The sequence below is a fragment of the Cobetia crustatorum genome (assembly GCF_000591415.1).
In the GTDB taxonomy this organism is placed as follows: domain Bacteria; phylum Pseudomonadota; class Gammaproteobacteria; order Pseudomonadales; family Halomonadaceae; genus Cobetia; species Cobetia crustatorum.
This window is the reverse complement of record NZ_JEMF01000097.1, coordinates 47,984-69,342: the sequence shown is the minus strand read 5'-3', so window position 1 is coordinate 69,342 and position 21,359 is coordinate 47,984. Positions and strand designations below refer to the sequence as shown.

General features: G+C 58.7%; 17 protein-coding genes and 1 pseudogene. 7 read left to right on the top strand and 11 right to left on the bottom strand.

Annotated elements, in window-relative coordinates; genetic code table 11:
* The first annotated feature begins 81 nt into the window (after nt 1-81).
* A complete protein-coding gene (gene rmf / locus BF12_RS0116000; protein ID WP_024953135.1) occupies nt 82-291 on the top strand; it encodes a ribosome modulation factor in 210 nt (69 codons plus the stop codon).
* A gap of 217 nt (nt 292-508) precedes the next feature.
* Here rmf and BF12_RS22115 read toward each other — a convergent pair whose 3' ends face one another.
* The 9 genes and pseudogenes from BF12_RS22115 to doeA all read right to left on the bottom strand — a co-directional run bounded on the left by BF12_RS22115 (nt 509) and on the right by doeA (nt 14,276).
* Nucleotides 509-799, bottom strand: coding sequence for a hypothetical protein (locus BF12_RS22115; RefSeq protein ID WP_144728024.1), 291 nt, complete (start codon nt 797-799; stop codon nt 509-511).
* A gap of 315 nt (nt 800-1,114) precedes the next feature.
* Nucleotides 1,115-2,164, bottom strand: a complete 1,050-nt coding sequence (locus BF12_RS0115990) for a quinone-dependent dihydroorotate dehydrogenase (protein WP_024953134.1) — start codon at nt 2,162-2,164, stop codon at nt 1,115-1,117.
* Between the two features lie 222 nt (nt 2,165-2,386).
* The gene (locus BF12_RS0115985) at nt 2,387-3,496 is read right to left on the bottom strand and encodes a hypothetical protein (protein ID WP_024953133.1); all 1,110 of its coding nucleotides are present in this window, start codon (nt 3,494-3,496) and stop codon (nt 2,387-2,389) included.
* A gap of 283 nt (nt 3,497-3,779) precedes the next feature.
* Nucleotides 3,780-8,618: an NAD-glutamate dehydrogenase gene (locus BF12_RS0115980; RefSeq protein WP_024953132.1), complete on the bottom strand. Its 4,839-nt coding sequence runs from the start codon at nt 8,616-8,618 to the stop codon at nt 3,780-3,782.
* Nucleotides 8,619-8,941: 323 nt separating this feature from the next.
* Nucleotides 8,942-10,072, bottom strand: coding sequence for a tRNA (uridine(54)-C5)-methyltransferase TrmA (trmA, locus tag BF12_RS0115975; protein ID WP_024953131.1), 1,131 nt, complete (start codon nt 10,070-10,072; stop codon nt 8,942-8,944).
* A gap of 204 nt (nt 10,073-10,276) precedes the next feature.
* Nucleotides 10,277-11,212 (bottom strand): glutamate racemase, encoded by a 936-nt coding sequence (gene murI, locus BF12_RS0115970; protein ID WP_024953130.1) that lies wholly within the window; start codon nt 11,210-11,212, stop codon nt 10,277-10,279.
* A gap of 50 nt (nt 11,213-11,262) precedes the next feature.
* On the bottom strand, nt 11,263-11,757 hold the full coding sequence (locus BF12_RS20580; protein WP_248623741.1) for an Lrp/AsnC family transcriptional regulator: 495 nt from the start codon (nt 11,755-11,757) through the stop codon (nt 11,263-11,265).
* Nucleotides 11,754-12,838 (bottom strand): annotated as a pseudogene (gene doeB, locus BF12_RS20575) (N(2)-acetyl-L-2,4-diaminobutanoate deacetylase DoeB). The gene BF12_RS20580 and the pseudogene doeB overlap by 4 nt, the downstream one beginning before the upstream one ends.
* A gap of 127 nt (nt 12,839-12,965) precedes the next feature.
* Nucleotides 12,966-14,276 (bottom strand): ectoine hydrolase DoeA, encoded by a 1,311-nt coding sequence (doeA, locus tag BF12_RS0115955; RefSeq protein ID WP_024953129.1) that lies wholly within the window; start codon nt 14,274-14,276, stop codon nt 12,966-12,968.
* Between the two features lie 267 nt (nt 14,277-14,543).
* Between doeA and BF12_RS0115950 the strand changes: the two genes are divergently transcribed.
* Nucleotides 14,544-15,506, top strand: a complete 963-nt coding sequence (locus BF12_RS0115950; protein WP_024953128.1) for a 2-hydroxyacid dehydrogenase — start codon at nt 14,544-14,546, stop codon at nt 15,504-15,506.
* Between the two features lie 69 nt (nt 15,507-15,575).
* Here BF12_RS0115950 and BF12_RS0115945 read toward each other — a convergent pair whose 3' ends face one another.
* Nucleotides 15,576-16,043, bottom strand: a complete 468-nt coding sequence (locus tag BF12_RS0115945; RefSeq protein WP_345917441.1) for an Lrp/AsnC family transcriptional regulator — start codon at nt 16,041-16,043, stop codon at nt 15,576-15,578.
* A gap of 120 nt (nt 16,044-16,163) precedes the next feature.
* Between BF12_RS0115945 and BF12_RS0115940 the strand changes: the two genes are divergently transcribed.
* On the top strand, nt 16,164-17,339 hold the full coding sequence (locus BF12_RS0115940) for a PLP-dependent cysteine synthase family protein (protein WP_024953126.1): 1,176 nt from the start codon (nt 16,164-16,166) through the stop codon (nt 17,337-17,339).
* A 111-nt stretch (nt 17,340-17,450) separates the two neighbouring features.
* Here the strand turns inward: BF12_RS0115940 and BF12_RS0115935 are convergent, their stop codons facing one another.
* Complete coding sequence (locus tag BF12_RS0115935) at nt 17,451-18,011, bottom strand: DJ-1/PfpI family protein (protein ID WP_024953125.1); 561 nt, start codon at nt 18,009-18,011, stop codon at nt 17,451-17,453.
* Between the two features lie 454 nt (nt 18,012-18,465).
* On the opposite strand from BF12_RS0115935, the gene BF12_RS0115925 reads away from it, so the two are divergent.
* From BF12_RS0115925 to BF12_RS21310, 4 genes are all read left to right on the top strand, one after another.
* Entirely contained in the window at nt 18,466-19,101 is a 636-nt protein-coding gene (locus tag BF12_RS0115925; protein ID WP_156941200.1) for a hypothetical protein, read from the top strand.
* A gap of 165 nt (nt 19,102-19,266) precedes the next feature.
* Nucleotides 19,267-20,193, top strand: a complete 927-nt coding sequence (locus tag BF12_RS0115920; RefSeq protein WP_024953123.1) for a LysO family transporter — start codon at nt 19,267-19,269, stop codon at nt 20,191-20,193.
* A 106-nt stretch (nt 20,194-20,299) separates the two neighbouring features.
* The gene (locus tag BF12_RS21315) at nt 20,300-20,734 is read left to right on the top strand and encodes a LacI family DNA-binding transcriptional regulator (protein ID WP_051511082.1); all 435 of its coding nucleotides are present in this window, start codon (nt 20,300-20,302) and stop codon (nt 20,732-20,734) included.
* A complete protein-coding gene (locus BF12_RS21310) occupies nt 20,731-21,330 on the top strand; it encodes a substrate-binding domain-containing protein (RefSeq protein ID WP_084488168.1) in 600 nt (199 codons plus the stop codon). The genes BF12_RS21315 and BF12_RS21310 overlap by 4 nt, the downstream gene beginning before the upstream one ends.
* Nucleotides 21,331-21,359 lie beyond the last annotated feature (29 nt).

The window sequence follows — 21,359 nt, the reverse complement described above, 5'->3', positions numbered from 1 at the left end:
TGCGATCAGGCCACGCCTCATCGAGACATCATTGCAGACAGTGACTCACAGCGCCGATGGGTTCTCACATAGAGGTCATCCATGAAGAGACAGAAACGTGATCGCTTTCAGCGTGCCTATGTTCACGGCTACAAGGCCGGAGTAACTGGCCGCTCCCGTGACGAATGTCCCAGTATCGATGTAAATATGCGTGAATTCTGGATGAGTGGCTGGCGTGAAGGACGTGGAGACCAGTGGTCTGGTATGACCGGCGTTTCTGGCATACACAAGAATCCGATGGTGCTGTCCTAAGGTACTGTTCCCTGCCAAGCAAGATGGAGTCGACGTAATACACCGGAGTCATATACAGAATCATCACATGATGGATATGACTCCGGCATGATGGCGCATCGCGCCATTCACCCCGCCCACGCAGCCTGATGCGCTGCGCAAGCGGATTCCGGCATCACGCCACCGGCAAACCTCTCACCAGGCCCCGGTAGGCACGTATAGAGAGGACTCGAGGTGTTCACGGTGAGTCGGCCAATGCCGACTTCACCCGGAAAAATCCCAAGGATGTCGCAGTGCGACAAGCCTGACCACCAGGGAGGTAACGCCTTATTTCTACCTTGATGACGCACGGCACAGACAGGATGACTGAGATGTAGGCAATGGGGCCTGCACCTGTAGTTACCTTGATGGCCGCGATGTTGGCGCCCGTGTCACGGCACTTGCCATCATGCTCTATCAACAAGCGCGGCAGGCGACGGCCTGCGGGGACGACGGTCCAGCGCGGAGTACGGCACGGGTATACGTTCACTTGACTGCATCCGCAGGTTCGTCAGAAGCTGCAATACGCTTCACGCCTGCATTCACTAACCACGGCCCGATGAGCTCAATGGGTATTACCCAAGCCGTCATCCTTGGCGGAAAAGCGCTTCGCATCGTGCACGCTGGCTGGACATGGCAGCCAACACGGCGCTGACAGATCACGAAAATATACTGTCATCGCCATTTCATCTTCACGCCGGTACCGAGGCCGCCTCCTGCTGATAACAGGGGGCGGCTTTTCTATTATATGTCTGCTTTTGTGCCCAGCTGACACGATGATCTTATCTGGCTATCACCTGGGCCGTTACACCCGAATCAGAGTATCAGCCTTATCCAGCGCGCGTACGCACTCACCGACCAGTGACGGGCCACGATAAATCAAGCCGGAGTAAAGCTGGACCAGATCAGCACCCGCAGTAATCTTCTCGCGCGCACTCTCACCATCGGTGATTCCTCCTACACCGATAATCGGCATCTGCGGCAACGCATCACGCAGGCCACGAATCACGCGGGTAGACGACTCACGTACCGGTGCTCCTGACAGCCCACCGGCCTCATTGGCATGAACATTACCCGCCACTGCAGTGCGCTCGATGGTGGTATTGGTGGCAATCACACCATCAATGCCATTGTCAGCCAGGGCGCGAGCCACGAAGAGAATTTCGTCGCTATCCATGTCCGGTGCAATCTTGATCACCAGCGGCACCTTCTTGCCACGGCTAGCATCCAGCTGATCGCAGCGCTGACGTAAACCCGCCAACAACTCACTCAAGTGATCACCGAACTGAAGATTGCGCAGCCCGGGAGTATTGGGCGATGAGATGTTGGCGGTGATGTAGTCGGCGTGAGCATGTACGGCGTCCAGACACAGCAGGTAATCACTCAACGCATCATCGACAGCGGTCGTCAGATTCTTGCCGATATTGATGCCCAATACGCCCTGGTATCGGGATTTTCCGGACTGCTGCGCTGCCTTGACGCGCTCGACCAGATGCTCAACACCTGCATTGTTGAAGCCCATGCGGTTGATGATCGCCTGATGCGCCGGCAGCCGGAAAAGACGCGGCTTGGGATTACCAGACTGCCCTTTCGGTGTCACCGTACCGACTTCAACAAACCCGAAACCGAGCGCGCCAAGAGCCTCAAGATGATCGGCATTCTTGTCGAGCCCTGCGGCGAGCCCAACACGATTGGAGAATGTGAGTCCCATCAGTGTGATGGGATCTTGCGGGGCTTCTCCGCCAAGTCCACGTGCTATCCCTAGACGATGCGCCATATCGAGCGCACTGAGTGTCACACTGTGGGCCGTTTCCGGATCGAGTCTGAACAGTAGAGAACGAGCGAGCGAGTACATGGCAATCTCCAGGCGGCAGACGGGGTCATGGCAGCAAGACTAGGCCACGAGCAAGACTGGGCGCGGATTATACCCGAAGCCTCGTACAACAGACACCGCAGGACAGATTGCCCTCCCAATATGAGCATAAAAAAGGACGACCCCGTATAGGGGCCGTCCTTGATCTATCCGGTGAGGACTTCCGTTAGCGAGAAGCTTTCCAGAATGGCCTCCTTGTCCAGATCACTTCACGTCAAGCTGCTGCACACGAACGGTGTAGTTATTGACACCCTCCATGGACGTACCGTACTTGCGACCACTGACCCATACGGTATAACGGCCCGGCTCAAGCACTGTCTTGAGATGGAAGTCTCCCTGGAAGCCTTTGCCCTTGTCGCTAGCGACTGCATTGCCGCTGGCATCCAGCAAGCGCATCTCCAGCTTGTAGGTACCTTCGCTACCCGGGAAGGTTTCACTATCGATGGTCACGGTGCCGCGCTCGCCGACATCGAAGGTCAAGACCTCACCCTTCTCGTTGATACGCACATCGGTAACGATCTCGTCGAAGCGACGATCCTGCGGTTCGGCTTCTGACTGAGTAACGGCTGCGCTGCCGGTGGCGGCCGCTGTCTGACCAGCATCAGCGGCATCAGCAGCACCTTCAGTCGCCCCCATGGCACCTGATGCCGCTGCACTGCCTGTCTCGGCAGTCTTGCTCTCACGTGCCGCTTGCTCTGCTGCTGCGACGGTCGCCGGCTTGATGGTAGCGACTTCATCATCAGCATTGACGAAGGCGGTACGACGGCCATCACCATCAGTATCGAGGAAGACCAGTCCATCGCCAGTCTCGATACCACTGTCCTCGGCAGACAGCTTCTCACCGCTCTCGTTGAGACCTACCACATTCACTTCATAGGTGTTGCCACCTGACTTGCCTGCACTCAGCTTGTCGCCACGCACACGCAGTTTGTAAGTGCCCGGCTGAAGTTCGGTGCTGATCTTCAAGCCATCAGAAGCACGATTACCCTCTGCTGACACGACGGTCGCACCCTGCTCGTCTTCAAGAGTCGCCTTGAGCGTATAGGGATCTGTCACGTCAAAGTTGGCATTGCCGTCAATCTCGTAACGGCCCGCTTCCTTGATGGTGAACTGATGCACGCTGGTGCCACCGAACTGGAAGTTCTGGCTGTGGGCATCGCTGCGTGGCTTGAGGAACTTGGAGACATCAAGCTTGCCCGCAGCCGCTTCAGCGCGCTGCTGAGCAGGGCTACCGTCTGCCAGCGCAACCTGGAAAGTCAATGTGGAAAGGCCGAGCGCAAGGGCGCAGGCAAGGGGTAACGCACGATGTGACATGGTGTCTCTGCCTTGTTGTACTGGAGCTTTGAAAACATCTGCCTTTGAGTGTTGCCGCAGCAACCCTCAAGACGTGTCATTAAGGTCTACACAAGCTGTGGCTTCAGCATACCAGACCGCTGGCGACAGTTACCTTACTGCATGCTTTGGCAAACTACATTTTTCTGATGCATGACGATAAAAAAAGCCCTCACGGGAGGTGAGGGCTTTTCATGTCACCCCACCGCCTTCGCAAAGGCAGCGGGATCAGGGCGATTGATCATCGCCCTGTCATTTCCAGCAATCAGGCTTCGCGCTTGGATTCCGCCAGGTCCACCAGCTCACGCAGTGCAACAGCAAACAGCGGGAAGCTTAGCGGAGCACCACTCTTCATTTCACCGAGCAGTGCACACCAGCGACCCACCAGGTGCTCATGGCTCGTCATCCAGCGATCGACACGCTCATCGATCTCACGCGGTGCATTGTCCTGCTTGAGCACACTGACGGTGAGTGCCAACTGCTGGCGATCGAGGTCATCGCGGAAGCTCTCACGTGCCTGGGCCTGCCAGCTGTCCTGTACGTCCAGACCGCTGATCTTGTCACCGACCCACGGTAGCTCGAGGCGATGGCCGATACCATAGAAGGTTTCTGCCACACGATTGATCTTCTCACCCGTCACCTTGGCAGCCTCGATGATACCGAGACCGGCATACAGGCTTGAGGTCGCCGCGATAGTGCTCGCCAGCGCTTCCGGCACGCCTGCTTCGACATAGCTGTCACGACGAGCTTCCCAGCTCTCGCGGGCTTCGCCCTTGAGGCGTTCGCCAATGCTTTCCGACAACTGTGCCAGACGCGGCGCGAAGTGACCGATGCACTCCTTGACGCTCATGGCGCTGCGCTGACGCAGGAACCAGCGAGTCGAACGACGCATCAGACGCATCAGATCACTCATCATGCGGTACTGCAGTTCTGCCGGCACCTGGTGATCCAGCGCTTCGATCTGCACCCACAGCGCTTCAAGGTTGAAGCTGTCACGCGCCACGATGTAGGCACGTGCAATCTCGGCCTTGCCTGCACCGGTAGTGTCTTCAAGACGACGTACGAAGGCGATACCCATGTGATCGACCAGGTCATTGGCGATCTGGGTCGCGGCAATCTCACGCTTCAAGCGGTGCTGATACATCTCTTGCGGGAAGCGCTCCATCAGGACGCGCGGGAAGGCACGTTCCAGATGTTGCTGCACATAGCTATCGTCCGGCACATCAGAAGCGATCAAGCTGGTCTTGAGATCGCTCTTGGCATAGGACACCAGCACGGACAGTTCCGGCAGCGTCAGCGCTTCATCAGCATTGCCACGCTCGATCAGCGCTTCATCAGAGGGCAGGAACTCGAGTTCACGGTCCAGCGTGCCCGCTGCTTCCAACTCATTGATGAAGCGACGGAAGACGCCCATGCCTTCCTTGGACTGAAGCTCGGAGAGCGACAGTGCCTGGGTCTGGCGATAGTTGTCCTTGATCACCAGCTCGCCGACTTCATCTGTCATCTCGGCCAGCTGCTGATTGCGCTGCTTGTCGGTCAGATCACCGCGGGCGACGATATCGTCCAGCAGGATCTTGATGTTGACCTCGTGATCCGAGCAGTTAACACCACCGGCATTGTCGATGAAGTCAGTGTTGACGCGCACGCCACGCTTGGATGCCGCTTCCATACGGCCACGCTGGGTCAGCCCCAGGTTGCCACCCTCGCCTACCACCTTGCAGCGCAGGTCACGACCATCGATGCGCAGGCCATCATTGGCCTTGTCACCGACATCGGCATGTGTCTCGGCGGAGGATTTGACGTAAGTCCCGATACCGCCGTTCCAGACCAGATCAACCTGCGCCTTGAGCATCGCATTGATCAACTCATTCGGTGTCAGATGGTCTTCGCTGAGTCCAAAGACGGCTTTCATCTGGGCACTGATAGCGATGGTCTTGGCATCGCGTGAGAAGAGACCGCCGCCTTCGCTGATCAGGCTCTTGTCGTAGTCATCCCAGCTGGAACGCGGCAGACGGAACAGGCGCTCACGCTCGGCAAAGCTCTTCGCGATGTCCGGAGTCGGATCGACGAAGATATTGCGGTGGTTGAAGGCGCCGACCAGGCGAATTTTCTCGGACAGCAACATGCCGTTACCGAAGACGTCACCGGCCATATCACCGATACCGACCACGCTGAACTCGTCTTCCTGGATGTTGATACCCATCTCACGGAAGTGGCGTTGCACACCGACCCAGGCACCCTTGGCGGTGATGCCCATGCCCTTGTGGTCGTAACCATTCGCGCCGCCAGAAGCAAAGGCGTCGCCCAACCAGAAGCCATACTCGTTGGAGATGGCATTGGCAATGTCGGAGAAGGTCGCAGTGCCTTTATCGGCAGCGACCACCATGTAGGGGTCGTCTTCGTCGTAACGTACGACGGACGGTGGCGGCACGACGTCACCACCCGACAGGTTGTCGGTGATATCGAGCAGTGCGCGGATGAAGATCTGGTAGCAGGCGATCCCCTCTTTCTGGATCACATCACGATCATTGGTTTCTGGCATACGCTTGCAGACGAAACCGCCCTTGGCACCGACCGGCACGATGACTGCGTTCTTGACCTGCTGCGCCTTGACCAGACCCAGCACCTCGGTGCGGAAATCTTCGTGGCGATCAGACCAACGCAGGCCACCACGTGCGACCTTGCCACCGCGCAGGTGCACGCCTTCGACGCGCGGCGAGTAGACGAAGATCTCGAACATCGGGCGCGGCTTCGGCACGTCAGGAATCTTGCGCGTATCGAGCTTGAAGCTGATGTAGTCCTTGGCCTGACCATCGGCAGCCGGCTGGAAGAAGTTGGTACGCAGCGTAGCCATCATCAGGTCTACGTAGCGACGCAGCAGGCGGTCATCATTCAGGCTGGAGACCTGATCAAGTAGACCATTGATGCGCTCACGACAGGCGCTGACATCGTCTTCAACACCTTGGCCCTGCGGGTCAAAGCGCAGGTTGAAGAGCTGCACTAGCTCGCGGGTAATGTCCGGATGGCTACCCAGCGCATTGGCGATGTAGGCCTGAGACAGACCAAAACGGATCTGCTTCAGGTAGCGCGCGTAGGCACGCAGCATCGCCACTTCACGCCAATCAAGGCCGGAGCCGATGATCAGGCGGTTGAAGGCATCGGATTCCGCGTCGCCAGACCAGATCTTCTTGAAGGCTTCGATGAAACCCTCGCGCACTTCAGAAAGCTCAACTGCGCCCTTGCCGTGATGTTCAAGATCGAAATCATGCACCCAGCAATTGGCATCAGTACGCGCGATCTCGTAAGGACGCTCGCCAATGACGCGCAGGCCCAGATTCTCGAGCACCGGCAGCACATCAGACAGCGGAATCGGCTTGTGCTTGTGGAACAGCTTGAGGTTGACGCCAGAATTGTCGTCTTCCACCAGACGGTAGGTACTCAGACCCACTGCATCCCCCTCGTCCAGCGCACGCAGGTGACCCACGTCATAGACGGCGGTGCGCGGCGAGAAATCGTCACGGTAACTGCCCGGGAAGGCGTCACGGTAGCGTGTCATCAGCTCATTGGCCTGCTCTTCACCAAAGCCTTCGACCATCGCTTCATGCAGCTCATCACGCCAGCTACGTGCCAGCTGGGCAATCTTGTTCTCCAGCGCGCGCATGTCGTATTGACCCGGTTCATCACCCTTGAAGCGCAGGATGAACTGGATACGCGTCAATACTGACTCGGAGAGGTACGGCGTAAAGTCACCGAAGGTGGCATCCAACTCTTCGCAGAGTAGATTCTGGATGCGGACACGCAAATCGGTGGAGTAGACATCGCGCGGCACGAAGACCAGCACGGAGAAGAACTTGCCGAAGCGGTCTTCACGCACGATCAGGCGTACGCGACGACGCTCACGAATGTTGAGGATACTGGTCGCGGTACGCGTCAGTTCATCGGTGGAGATCTGGAAGAGGTCATCGCGCGGATAGACTTCCAGAATCTGCAACAGATGCTTGCCGTTGTGGCCCTTCGGGTTCACACCGGCGGCTTCCATGACAGCCTGCACCTTGCGGCGCAGAATCGGCACGTTGCGCGGGCTCTGGTTGTACACCGTAGAGGTGTAGAGGCCCAGGAAGCGGCGCTCACCGATCACACGGCCTTCAGCGTCGAAGCGTTCGACGGTGATGTAGTCAGGATATGCCGGACGATGCACACGAGCGTGGAAGGCGCTCTTGGCGAACGACAGTAGTTCGGGAATCAGCACGTACTGATCGCTGTTGACGCTCTTCTGGTGACGGGACTGCTCGTGGTAACGCTCCAGATCCAGCTTCAGCACACCCAGCTCTGAGCCCTCGACCTTGCTCAGTACGCGGGTGCCATCTTCCTGTTCGTCGACGGTGTACTCGTCATAGCCCAGGAAGGTGAAGTGGTCGTTACCCATCCACGTCATGAAGTCACAGGCTTCCTGATGGTCAGCCTCGGAGACGGTCGGCGGACGATTGTCGCGCAGCTCCTGCAGCGCCTGAGCACCTTGACCACGCATGGCTTCAAAATCGGCCACGGCGACGCGCACTTCTGCCAGCACTTCGCGCAGGCTGGCTTCGAGATCTTCCAGCGCCGCTTGATCAGTGTGGCGATCCACCTCGATGTAGATCAGTGACTCACGTGTCTCGGGGGCTTTGTCAGCGCGCGGTGATGTGACACGTTCAAGCTTGCCAGCCGCATCACGCACGACAGACAGCACAGCGTTGTGGATGGCGTGAACGGTGATACCACGGCGATTGAGCTCAATGCGGACCGAATCGACCAAGAACGGCATGTCGGTGTGCAGCACTTCGATAATGGTATGAGTCGACTGCCAACCATGCTTCTCGAAGTCAGGATTGTATGCACGCACCTTGGGAGCATCGTGGCTCTGCAGGAAGTGCCATACGGCCAGAGTGGAACCGTAAAGATCATCCAGCTTGCGCTCGGCCATGTCCTCGAAGGAAGCCGTCGCGTGGTAATCGCGCGCAAAGGCCGCGATTTCCTGCACCTTGTCCTTGGGAAGTCGCTTGTTCAGCTGCTCTTCAAGCTGCGCAAGGAATTCCTGCTTGCCGTCCGTTGCCACGTGTAGCATCGATCACCTCGACTGACCTGATGGAAGTATCAGGAAGAATAGTCATAGAGAATCCGCGTCCGCCTGTTAATCAGGCATCACACTATAGATTCATTCAGTGCAACACAGACTAGCGCAGTCTGTGCCTCTGCTACATGCCTGTTCCATATTGGTCATGCAGCATTACATCTGTGCATCGGGTATTGACTTGCACGCCAGCACATGAAACGAAAGTCTAATGCGGATAAAAAGTACCCACGAAAAAGCCCCGCTACCGATCACCTGTTAGGCAGATGGCAACGGGGCTCCTTGATTTCAAGCACCAAGCTAAGTGGTCGAACTGCTTATTTCTTGACCAGGTAAACGCCACATTCCAGATGATCGGTGTAGGGGAACTGATCAAACAGCGCAAAGCGTTCGATGCGATGAGTGCGGCACAGCACTTCTAGATTGTTGAACAGCGTCTGCGGATTGCAGGAAATATAGACAATACGCTCGTAGCGAGCGGTCTGTTCGCAGCTGTCATCGTCAAGACCCGCACGCGGCGGGTCTACCAGCACGGTGCGGAAGTCGTGATTCTCGAGGTCCATCTCCGCCACACGACGGCCGTCCTTCTCACCCGCCAGCGCCAACGAGAAATCTTCCGCTGACATGCGCGCTACCTGAGCATTATCGATGCCATTGGCAGCCAGATTGATTTGCGCCGATGCCACCGAGGTGCGCGAGATTTCAGTCGCCAGCACGCGGCGGAAATTCTCGGCCAGCGCGATGGTGAAGTTGCCATTGCCACAGTAAAGCTCAACCAGGTCGCCTTGCTCTCGGCCTTCCTCGATCGCCTTGGCTGGATGGGTCACGTCGCGTGCCCAACTGAGCATCGAGCAGCAGATCTCGGCATTGGGCTGAGTGAAGCTGTTCTCGACCTGCTGGTAGACATACTCCTTGCCATCAACTTCAAGGCGCTCGAAAACGTGATCTTGGGTCAACACGATGTGCTGCTTGCGCGAGCGACCGATGATCATGATGCCGAGATCTTGCTCCAGCGCACGCGCTTCGACTTCCCAGTCTTCTTCGAGCTTGCGGTGATAGATCAGTGTGATCAGCGCCTCGCCACTCAGCGTAGTAAGGAAATCACACTGGAATAGACGCTCACGCAGCACCGGGCTTGCCTTGATGCGCTCAAGCAGCAGCGGCATCAGTGCATTGATGCGCTGACTGGCCACCGGAAACTGATCCATGCGGACGACGGTCTTCTGCTTCTCGCCCTCAGAGTCGATCTCGACCTCGAACATTGCATAGAAGAGGTCATCGTCTTCGTGCCAGATACGAAATTCGCAGCGCATGCGGTAATGGCTCGACGGCGACGCAAACACCTCAAGTTCCGGCGTATCAAAGGCCGAAAAACGCGCCTTGATCTGCTCAGCCTTTTCGGCAAGCTGGCTCTCGTACTGACTTGAATCGACGACGGGTATGGCCACACTAACTCCTGCCTGCGGGCATACCGCAGCACTGAATCGATGAATAAAGGTACGCAAGTCAGCGTCATCGAATGACGCACCAGACACGTCCATTTAGAGGTTGGGCGCGCTAGCCTACCACCGGCAGCGCGAAGCTCAAGTGCGAGATGAGAGGAATACAGACAATACGTGCTGATCGTCGCTAGCGGGCCAATCACACTAACGCTATACAGCATTTTCCAATATCAGCGCTCGCGCTGGCGCAAAGCCTTGGCAGGCCAGTGCGATGGACAGTCCCGCTTGCCCCGTATCTGTGGCCAATGCGATACCCGTGGCAGTCTGCTCATGCGTATCAGCTGCCAACACTTTCAGCGCCAACACCTCGGCGACACGCCGCGCAATCGCGGCGCCGGAATCTATCAGTGCCACACGAACCTGGTCTCCTTGCACCCCTTGAGCCCCTTTGGTCAGTGCCGCGGAGATATCTGCACTCAGTAGCGGAAAGTGCGTGCAGCCGAGAATGACCACTTCCAGATCTTCCACTGCGGCTAAATCCGCCAGGCTATCAGTGACCACCTGTGGGCGTGATACCTCCCCCCGCAGGCGTCGTTCTGCCTCCGCGACCAGCGGATCAGCGGCGACGCGAATCACCCGGCAGTCGGATGCAAAATCATGGATCAGCTGCTCGGTATAGCTGCGCCTCACGGTGGCGGAAGTTGCCAGCAGTGCAAATACCGGCGGCGCTCCCTGCTGACGACGTATATCGCTTTGACGAACACGCGCCAGCGCCGCGGCTGGCTTTATCGCCGGCACGGTACCGATCACGGGAATCTTCAGCACTTTACGCAGTGAGGTCAGCGCCAGTGTACTGGCGGTATTGCAGGCGACGACAAGGGCACGTGCGCCACTGGCCTTTACCGCGGCCACGCAGACCTCAGTAATTCGCGTCACCAGCCAGTCGTCCGCCTTGGTGCCGTAAGGCAATGCCGCGTTATCGCAGACATAGGCCAGTGACAGGGCTGGCCAGTGACGACGAATTTCCGCCGCGACCGACAAGCCCCCTACGCCGGAATCAAAGACCAGCACGGGAGCTTCTGGCTGGCCATCCCCCCCCTCGGACAGAGTGACAGCATGAGCAATGTGGGCGGTAGAAAACGCCATGATGTTGAAATCTCGCAGCACGGAGGAAGAAGGCTGACATGAACAGCGAGCTATTTTACCTGCTTGGTGACGATGTAGGTGAAATAGCGATCAATCCCCAGCTCCGAGATCAACCAGCGATCGATCAATCGCTGATAGGCGTCGATGCTCGCCGTCTCAAGTCGCAACAGATAATCCACACCGCCGCCGACCGCGACACACTCGATCACCTCATCCGCCTCGCGCATGGCCTTCTCGAAGCGCTGAAAGCTTGCGGCATCATGGTGCTTGAGATGAATCTCGACCCACACCGGCGTGCGGGGTGCTGCTGCCAGCGGGCCCTCTCCTGCTAACAGCGACTGATTGATGCGCGCCGCATAACCTTCAATGATGCCAGCCTGTTCGAGACGCTTGACGCGCTCCCAACACGGGCTGACCGAGAGATTGATCTCCTCCGCCAACCGCGACTTGGTGATGCGGCCATCCCGTTCGAGAATTGCCAGAATCTTGAGATCAAACGCATCGAGTTTCGGTGCAGGCAGCATGCGGGGGTGACTCGCGCTCATGTGGCATCACGCGCGAGGTTATCCACCACCTCCGCGATCACTGCCAGCGTATCACCCAACGCGACCTGGGCAGGGAAACGACGCGCGACCAGCACACCCTCACGTTCGGCACGATACTCCACCGCCGGTTGCCCAGCTCGGCCCAAGGGATAAACCCGTGCCACGCACTGGCCTGCCACGACTTGCTCACCGAGCGCCACACACAGTTCCAGCAGCCCCTCATGCTCACTCTGCACATAGCAACTGGCGTCCGGCATGTCGATCAGCAGAGGGGATGCCGTCTGGCTCGCGCGCTGACCTTCAAGCTCTTCTTCAAGGTCAGCGCGACTGCGTGTGCGTAGCACACCACTGAAAGTGAGGAAGTTATCGACGCCGCGGTCCGCTATCGCCTGACGCTCCGGTGTGGTGGAACCGCCGCCCCCCAGTTCCGTCGTGACAAATATCTTGCCCTGCCGCTCCACTGCGGTGTCGTACAGCGCCTCGGCATCCAGCTCGAACATCATCATCGCGGAAGGCGCACCGAAAGCCAGCGCGCCAGCGAGACTCTCCGCCTCCTGATGACGACACTGCTCGACGCCCAACGATTCCTCGAGGTAGTCAAGACGATGCGCCGCGGCAAACGGCAGGATATCCAGCGTGCGCCCGCCAGAGTGGAGGTCCAGCGCGAAGTCACACTGCGGCACCAGCACGCGAGTAAAGTAGTCTGCGATCTGCTGCGTGGGGCCGCGCCCGGGTCGCCGGGGAAGCTACGATTCAGGTTGCCGCCATCCAGCGGTGAGCAGCGACGACCCGCCTTCGCCGCCAGCGCATTCATGGTCGGCACGATGATCACCCGACCTTGCACTTCCTCCACTGTCAGGCGCGCCGCCAGCTTGTAAAGCGCAGTGATGCCTTCGTATTCATCCCCATGATTGCCGCCGGTCAGCAGCACCGTCGGCCCTTCGCCGTTGGCAATCACGCTGATCGGGGTCATGACGGCGCCCCACGCCGAGTCATCGGTGGAAATCGGCAATTTGAAGAAGCCGTGTCGAACACCATCGGCGTTCAGATCAATGGTCAGACTGATGGGAGATTCACGCATACAGGGCCTCCTTGGCCGGACGGGCTGCTCGCGCTGCAAACGTTACTTCACGAGTGATTTCACAAGCCGCAAGTGCCACTTGATGAACGGATGGCACTATTTTAATCAAAGAACCCCTCGGCACTACTTACTTGACGAACAGCTGGCGCGGCACGTCACACAGCGGCTCGGCACCATTTTCAGTAATCAGGATCGACTCGGTGATCTCAAGCCCCCAGTCATCCATCCACATGCCTGGCATGAAGTGGAAAGTCATGCCTGGCTCCAGCACTGTCTCGTCACTCGGGCGCAGACTCATGGTGCGCTCACCCCAGTCGGGGGGATAACTCAAGCCGATGGGATAACCACAGCGCGCGCCACCACGGTCGAAACCGTACTTGTCCATCGCAGCACCCAGTGCCAATGCGATATCACAGCATCGATTGCCAGGTTTGGCGATGGCCAGGCCGCTCTCGATGCCTTCCAGCAACGCAGACTCACCACGCACGAAATCGCGTGGCGGGCGGCCGAGGAATACCGTGCGCGACAGGGGGGCGTGATAACGTTTATAGCAGCCGGCAATCTCGAAGAAGGTGCCTTCTCCCTCACGAAAGGGAGTGTCGTCCCAGGTCAGATGCGGTGCTGCCGCGTCACTGCCAGTGGGCAGCAGCGGCACGATGGCAGGATAATCACCGCCGAGAATTTCGCCCTGCGGCCCGATCACCCCTTCGACGCCGACGCGATAGATCTCCGCCACCAGCGCACTCTTGGGCAGACCCGGCTCGATCAGCTCAAGGATGCGTGAGTGCATGCGCTCGACGATGCGTCCGGCCACGCGCATGTAGGCGATTTCCTGCTCGGACTTGATCGCGCGACACCAATTGACCAGTGAATTGGCATCCACCAACCGTGCGTGCGGTAACTCCTTGACCAGGGCCAAGTGCGCTCGCGCCGAGTAGTAGTAGTTGTCGAGCTCAACGCCGATCACACCATCGTGCCAGCCACGCTGGGGCAGAATGGACTGGGCCAGAAACTCCATCGGGTGCATGTCCGGATTCTGCACGTAGTAATCCGGATACCACTGAATGTTGTCTTCCGCCATCCAGCAAGTGCGTAGTGCGCCATTGCCATCCTGACGACGTCCGTACCACACCGGCTCACCGCTGAGCCCCAGCAGCACACATTGGTGAACATAGAAGGACCAACCGTCATAGCCAGTCAGCCACGCCATGTTGGAGGGATCAGAAATTACCATCACATCGAGCCCAGCACGCGCCATGGCCTCGCGTACCCGCTGAATGCGAGAACGGTACTCACCAATGGTGAAAGCCTGGCGTCCGGCTGACAGCGCACGTGGCGTCCAACCGTCAGGATCACCCTGTGCCTCGTTGGCCGGCAGAGTATTGAGTCCGGCGAAAGGAGGCTGGATAACGTGCGAATGGGACGGGAATTGGCTCATGCAGCGCTCCTGTTCAATCAGCCTAGAGGCAAGCAGCACGTCGGGGCGGAGCAATACGCACTGCGCAGACAATCAGCACAGGCAGCGTATATGCGTACATACGAATTCCCCTCTTGATTCGAGTCTGTCACTCTGCTGTCAGCGGGTCAAAGACTGCTCTGGCACTGTCACCTTTCGCCGAAGCCCTTGCAAGGCCTGCGCCTGCTCACGGTCGCTTTTGGACATCAACGACGCCCCAAAGTCCAGTCACCTACACGGGAGAACAACATGCGAATACTGGTTCATCATGAGCGCGCCGAGCGCTGGTGCGATGCGCTGCGTCAACGTCTGGGCGGCACAGCTCTGGACAAGGAAAGCATCGAGATCGTAGCCGATGACGGCGAACAGCTGGGCGACATACTGGTGGTATGGACGCCACCCGCAACTCTGTTTGAGCGCCACCGCGATCACGACGTGAAAGCCATCCTCAATCTGGGCGCTGGTGTCGATGGCCTGCTCAGCAATCCGGCGCTGCCCAAGGATGTCCCGATCCTGAAGCTGAGTGATGCCGGCATGGCTGATTACATGATTGATTACGTACGTTACGGCTTATTGCACTTCCGCCGCGACTTCGATCGTTATGCCGTGCAACAAGACAGTCACGACTGGGCGCCACATCGCGTAGTACGCCCCAGCCAGTATCCCGTCGCGATATTGGGGTTGGGCGCGATCGGTGCACAGATCGCTCAAAGCCTGGCGGAAGACGGTTATCCGGTGCATGGTTTCAGCCGCAGCGCCCGTCAGCTTGAGGGCATCACCTGTCATCATGAGCAAGGCGAAGATGGCCGTACGTTGCATGACGTGCTTGGCGACAGCACGCTCGGCCTCAAGGCGGTGATCAACCTGCTACCCAACACCCCAGCGACACGCGATGTATTGAATGCAGCGGTGTTCGCGGCGCTACCTGATGATGCCGTGTTGATCAATCCGGGACGTGGCAGCAGCGTGGTGGAGACGGACCTGGTGGCAGCGCTTGAGGCCAACCAGCTACGTGGCGCGTTACTCGATGTTTTCCAACATGAGCCGCTAGCGCCACAAAGCCCACTTTGGAGCCATCCGCGCGTCATCATCACGCCACATTCGGCAGCGCCTACACCAATTTCCGAAGCTGCTGATCAGCTGGCGGAGAACATTCGGCGAGTGCAACGTGGCGAGACGCTCACTGGTATCAGCCGCGAGAATGGCTACTGAGCGATCCGGACGGCATGACTCGAGTGACATAACCCCGTCAGTGCGAACGCGACCCCATCAACGCGACAATCATATCGGGAGCGCCGTCGTCGACTTGATGCGTTCCATCGCGAAACGCGCCGACACATCGCTCAGGCCTTCGAGGGAATTCACCAACCGCTTGTAAACATGGTCGTAGGCATTCATGTCTGCGACCTGCACCTTGAGCAGGTAGTCGTAATCGCCTGCCATGCGATAGAACTCGGTGACCTCTTCAAAGCTCTCGATGATGGCCACAAAGCGCTCGAACCAATCGCGAGAATGGTCGCAAGTCTTGAGCTGTACGAAAGCCGTCAATCCTAGCCCGACGCGTTCAGCATCGAGCAACGCTACCCGCGCGGTAATCACGCCACACTCCTCCAGCCGCTTGAGACGCTTCCAGCACGGCGAAGTCGTCAGGTGCACCGCCTCCGCCAGCGCCGCCAAGGACAGACTGGCATCACGCTGTAGCAATCTCAGCAGGGCACGATCGGTAGCGTCGAGCATAATTTTCTCCACATTCCGCTCCTTGCAATAATCTCTTGCTTTGAAACATGGCCTTAAGCATCCCAACTGGCAAGTTTTGCTTTGGCACTCGCCGTACCATTGAGACTCTCCCCAGCAACGGAAAGCGCTCAGATGACGTCAATTGATGCCCCCTCCCCTAGTGTCACGCCGTCATCGCACGCTCAATCAGCCGATTACGCTGCACAGACATCACTACGCGTCTGGCAACAGTGCAGCCTGATGACATTGGCCGCCCTCAAGGCAGCCACGCCGCGGACACCGCTGAGAGTGCTCGCTTTGCCGGGCTTCGCCGAGGCTCACGTATTGATCAAGGACGAGCGCGCCCATGCCAGTGGCTCACTCAAGCATCGGCTGGCCATGTCTCTGTTCGAGCAAGCATTGGTCGAGGGCTGGCTAAAACCGGGACGGCCAGTCATAGAGGCTTCGTCAGGTTCCACAGCGGTATCTGAGGCCTGGTTGGCGCGCCAGCTGGGGCTTGAGTTCATCGCTGTGATACCCACAACTACCGCTCCCGACAAGCTGGCAGCGATTCGTGCCGAAGGTGGGAAGGTCGTGAAAGTCGATGACGCCGCACTGCTATGTCAGCACGCTCAGCGACTGGCCGATGTCAGCGGTGGCCACTTCATTGATCAATTCCGTCATGCCGCCACCGCCAGCGACTGGCGCAGCACCACAAGCCTACCCGGAGAATGCTTGAGCCAACTTGCATCACACGGATTACCACCGCTGGAGGCAGTATTTCTGGGCGCTGGCACCGGCGGCAGTGCTGCCACCTTCGCGCGTCATCTACGCCTCAAGGGGGAGCGCGCCAAGGTAATCGGTGTCGATCCGGAACACTCCGTCTATACCGCTTGCTGGCAGCACTTTCAGACTCATGGCGTGCGTCATACCGCGCTGACACCGCCGTGTGCCAGCAATCCCATTGAGGGCATCGGGCGGCCCTGCGTACTGGAAGCTTTCCGCCCAGAGGACTTCGATGACTATCTCTCTATCGAAGACAGCCGCAGTCAGGCGGCAGCATTGTGGCTAGCGGAGCATGCAGAACGTACCGAACAGGAGGAGTTGGCGGCCGGGCCCTCCACCGGCACCGCGTTCGCCGGATTGCTACAGACACTGGAGGCGCGTCGCATGCGCGGTGAGTCTCTTCGCGGTAGCTGGTTGATACTGGCCTGCGACTCGGCCAGTCGTTACGCCTCTACTTTCGGTAATCAGGCATGGCATGAACAACATCAAGTACGCCTCGCGCCGCATCGTCAGTGGCTGAAGTCGTTGACTGCTCGCTCCTGAACCTTGCCTTGAAACGACAACACCCCGCCGATAGGCAGGGTGTTGTGCAATGACCGCTGTATCATGCCGCTACTAAATCATGCAGCCACTACGCGAGTGGCATGCAATGCATCAGACCAGCAGGGCATTGAATTGACGCAGCCATTCAGGATGCGCCGGCCAGGCAGGTGCCGTGACCAGCTTGCCAGAAGTGATTGCGTCGGTGACCTCGAGCGAGACAAACTCACCGCCAGCCAGCGTGACTTCTGGCGCGCAAGCCGGATAGGCGCTGACACGATGGCCAGCCAGCGACATCGCCGCTGCCAATAGCTGTGGCCCATGACAGACCGCCGCTATCGGCTTGTCAGCGTCGACGAAATGACGCACCAACGTCAGTACACGTTCATCCAGCCGCAGGTACTCTGGCGCACGTCCACCAGGAATCAATAGCGCATCATAGCTTGCGGCATCGATGTCAACGAAGCTGGCATTGAGCGCGAAGTTGTGACCCGGTTTTTCGGTATAGGTCTGATCGCCCTCAAAGTCGTGAATCGCCGTCTTGACGATATCGCCTTCGCGCTTGTCCGGGCACACCACATCTACACGGTGCCCCATCGCCTGCAGTGCCTGAAAAGGCACCATCAGTTCATAATCCTCTACAAAATCTCCGGCAATAATGACAATGCTGGCCATGATGATCTCCTGATTAATCAAATGAGGGAGTAGAGCACTACGCGGCGCTTGAAGAAGGTGCGCGGCTCCTGGGAAACAAGTGCAGGTCACGAACAGGGCTTCTACAGGTTACCTACCCATTGCGCATGAGCAAGCGCTGAAATACCGTCTTGGCGCAAATAGGCAGGCTCAAGGGAACCTTGCAGGGCTTTATGCTTCCAAATCATCACCCCTTTCTATCACGACACCCCATTCATCCTGCCGGTCACGGATTTGACCACCGGTCACAGGAGTTACCATGCTTGCGAACCCTCCTGTCTTGCCTTGTCAGCCTCGACTTCGCCGCGCCGTCAGTTTCAAACTTCCAGGTCTTACAAACCTCAGCGTCAAAGGCCTTGGCAGAGCTTGGCTAGCCGCACTGATGTTGATGACGGGCGTTGTCCACGCCGACGACAGCACTCTCGCGTCGTCACTCATGCCTCCCGTCCCCTTTACCGCGCAATACACTCTGGCGCTGGATGGCTGGCCTGATGTGCCGATCACCCAGCGTGTCAGCCAGAGTGGTGAACTGTTCATTGCCAGCATGGAGGCCTCCATCAAGGTCGCCAGCGGTTACGAACAGGGCCGCTTCACGCTCAACGATGACACGATTGTGCCGGCAGGTTATCGCTCAGGCTATCGCCTGGCCGGCATCGGCAAGGACTACACGCGTGAAGCACCGAACGCGCAGGAAATGGTGCCACCAGATCGCCAGACCCTGCTTGTTGCCCTGGGCCAGCAGGCGGATGCGCAGTGGGCGCAAGGCCAGTGCACGCAAGCCGTGCCCTGCTCCATCGACTACCTGGACCACAAGAGCCGCACGCGCACTCTGGTCTACGAAGTTCAAGCCGAAGAATCGCTGCAGGCCGCCGATCAAACCTTCCGCACCTTGCGACTCGATGCCTGGCGTGAACATCGTGATCAAAAACACTATCGGATATGGCTGGCCCCTCGCTGGCCGGGGCTGATGGTGGCGCTGGATTACCTTGACTACGAAGACAGCCCTGCCGGTGAGGAGCCGGAGGTATCCGCTCACCTGGTGCTCAATCAACTGAGTAGCTCACGTCGCTAGCACCGCCATAAGTATCGCTAATCCGTCATCACCAGAACTGTCTCCCTATACATGGCGCCGGGGATACCCTCTATCTCCGGCAATCGCTACAGTAGGCCCTCCTGCGGCCAATACCGCTTATCGATGTCTTGCGGCCCACCGGGCCAGTCTTACCAAGGAAGGGTCATGCTTTCGGGTCTTGTCTTTATTTTGCTGCCACTGATTCTCGGCTATCTGGTTCATGTCGAGCAGCCTGCCCGGTTGGCGATGATCAATCACACCGTCAACGCCTCGATCTACGTCATCTTGTTCCTGATGGGCATGGGGCTGGCAGCGCTGGAGCATCTCGGTGCTGGCATGGCCGCCATGAGCCGTCAGGCGCTAATTCTGTTTGCCATCATCACGCCGCTGAATCTGCTAGCGCTGTGGTGGCTGTCAAAATACAGCTCACTACGCGCAGACCCTTCTCGTGTGGTCGAAGGCGCACCGATGACGCGCTGGCAGGCACTGTCCGGCTCACTGACACTCGCTGCGGTCGTGGCGCTTGGGGTAGGCGGTGGTGTGCTGCTGAACATGATGGACATACAACTCGACACCGACACTCTCGCCGAGTGGGCGCTTTACGTGCTGCTGGCGCTGATCGGTTGTCAGCTGAGAAGCTCGGGCATGAGCCTGCGTCAGATTCTACTCAATCGTCATGGCCTGTTCATCGCGCTGACGGTGATGGCCAGCTCGCTGCTGGGGGGCGTACTGGCGGCGCCACTGCTTGAACTCGACTGGAATCAGGGCATGGCCATGTCTGCCGGCTTTGGTTGGTATTCGCTGTCAGGGATTCTCGTCGGCGACCAGCTCGGCCCGATTCTGGGCGGTGCAGCCTTCTTCAATGACCTTGGCCGCGAGCTGCTGGCCTTCTTACTGATTCCACTGACCATTCACCGCTTCACGCCGCTGGCCATTGGTTTCGGCGGCGCGACCTCCATGGACTTCACCCTGCCGGTGATCCAGCAAACCGGTGGCGTGGCGTGCGTGCCGGTCGCCGTGGTTTCGGGCTTCCTGCTCTCGCTGGCCTCCCCCCCCATGATCATATTCCTGCTTTCCTTAAGCGGCACCTAACCGGCGCGCAGTGAAAGTGCCGGCGGCTTGCGATGAGTCGTCGGCTTGCTCATGAGCATCATTACCGGTAACACTCATGCCATCTTTCCCAGCCGCACGAGCGACCATGCCGCCTCTGCCCAGTAAATCACCACGCCTCAAACGCGTGACACTCGCCGACATTGCCGCCCGTCTGGGCGTGACCAAGGTTACGGTGTCGCGCGCACTCAATCAGCCCGAGAAGGTCTCCGACGTCATGCGCGAGCGGGTGCGCGAGTGCGCCCATGAATTGGGTTACATGCCCAATCGACAGGCAGGCAGCCTCGCCAGCGGCCGCTCGCAGCTGATCGCGCTACTGATCCCTTCGCTATCGAATGCGGTGTTCTCGGAGCTGCATCGCGGCCTGGAAGCTCCGTTAGCTGCCCGAGGCTATCAGCTACTGATTGGCCACACCGGCTATTCAATGGAGGAGGAGGAACGCCTGATCGAGACCTGGCTATCATTCGGCGTGGATGGCTGGTGCTCTGCGGCAGCCGTCATAGCAAGCGCGCCATTGAAATGATTACTCGCTCAGGCTGTGCAGTAGTGGAATGTATGGAAAAGCGCGAGGCACCGCTCGACATGGCAGTAGGACTGGACCAGCACGCCGCCGGCCGCGCCATGACAGAGGCCATGATCACGCGTGGACATCAGCGTATTGGCTTGATGGCAGCACGTATGGACCAGCGCGTTGAGCAACGCCTTGGCGGCTGGCAATCAGCGCTTGAGGCAGCCGGTCTCACTCAGGACTACCTGATGACGACGACAGCGCCGTCGAGCGTCCAGCTAGGCAGCGAGCTACTGGCCGAGATGCTCCAACGCTGGCCAGAACTGGACGCCATCTTCTGCTGCAACGATGACCTGGCGGCCGGTGCTCTGTTCGAATGCCAGCGCCGTCATATCGCCGTACCTGCAGATATTGCGCTGGCGGGCTTCAATGGACTGGAAATGACGCGTAGCACCTGCCCACCGCTGGCAAGCGTGGTGACACCGCGGCGAGACATCGGTGCCCGCGCTGCCGCGCTCATGCTGGCGCGCCTTGAGGGCGATACTGACGCCACGCCCAGCGGACACTGGGAAGACTTGGGATTCAGCCTGCAGACCGGCGGAAGCCTCTAGCCTCCCGTTGCATATAGCGCAAAGTGCAA

Excerpts from the sequence above, each read along its gene's own strand:
- BF12_RS0115985 (WP_024953133.1), bottom strand. The coding sequence starts at position 3,496 with ATGTCACATCGTGCGTTACCCCTTGCCTGCGCCCTTGCGCTCGGCCTT.
- BF12_RS0115980 (WP_024953132.1), bottom strand. The coding sequence starts at position 8,618 with ATGCTACACGTGGCAACGGACGGCAAGCAGGAATTCCTTGCGCAGCTT.
- BF12_RS0115950 (WP_024953128.1), top strand. The coding sequence starts at position 14,544 with ATGCGAATACTGGTTCATCATGAGCGCGCCGAGCGCTGGTGCGATGCG.
- BF12_RS0115935 (WP_024953125.1), bottom strand. The coding sequence starts at position 18,011 with ATGGCCAGCATTGTCATTATTGCCGGAGATTTTGTAGAGGATTATGAA.
- murI (WP_024953130.1), bottom strand. The coding sequence starts at position 11,212 with ATGGCGTTTTCTACCGCCCACATTGCTCATGCTGTCACTCTGTCCGAG.
- rmf (WP_024953135.1), top strand. The coding sequence starts at position 82 with ATGAAGAGACAGAAACGTGATCGCTTTCAGCGTGCCTATGTTCACGGC.
- BF12_RS0115990 (WP_024953134.1), bottom strand. The coding sequence starts at position 2,164 with ATGTACTCGCTCGCTCGTTCTCTACTGTTCAGACTCGATCCGGAAACG.
- BF12_RS0115920 (WP_024953123.1), top strand. The coding sequence starts at position 19,267 with ATGCTTTCGGGTCTTGTCTTTATTTTGCTGCCACTGATTCTCGGCTAT.
- BF12_RS0115925 (WP_156941200.1), top strand. The coding sequence starts at position 18,466 with ATGCCTCCCGTCCCCTTTACCGCGCAATACACTCTGGCGCTGGATGGC.
- BF12_RS21315 (WP_051511082.1), top strand. The coding sequence starts at position 20,300 with ATGCCGCCTCTGCCCAGTAAATCACCACGCCTCAAACGCGTGACACTC.
- BF12_RS0115940 (WP_024953126.1), top strand. The coding sequence starts at position 16,164 with ATGACGTCAATTGATGCCCCCTCCCCTAGTGTCACGCCGTCATCGCAC.
- BF12_RS21310 (WP_084488168.1), top strand. The coding sequence starts at position 20,731 with ATGATTACTCGCTCAGGCTGTGCAGTAGTGGAATGTATGGAAAAGCGC.
- doeA (WP_024953129.1), bottom strand. The coding sequence starts at position 14,276 with ATGAGCCAATTCCCGTCCCATTCGCACGTTATCCAGCCTCCTTTCGCC.
- BF12_RS20580 (WP_248623741.1), bottom strand. The coding sequence starts at position 11,757 with ATGAGCGCGAGTCACCCCCGCATGCTGCCTGCACCGAAACTCGATGCG.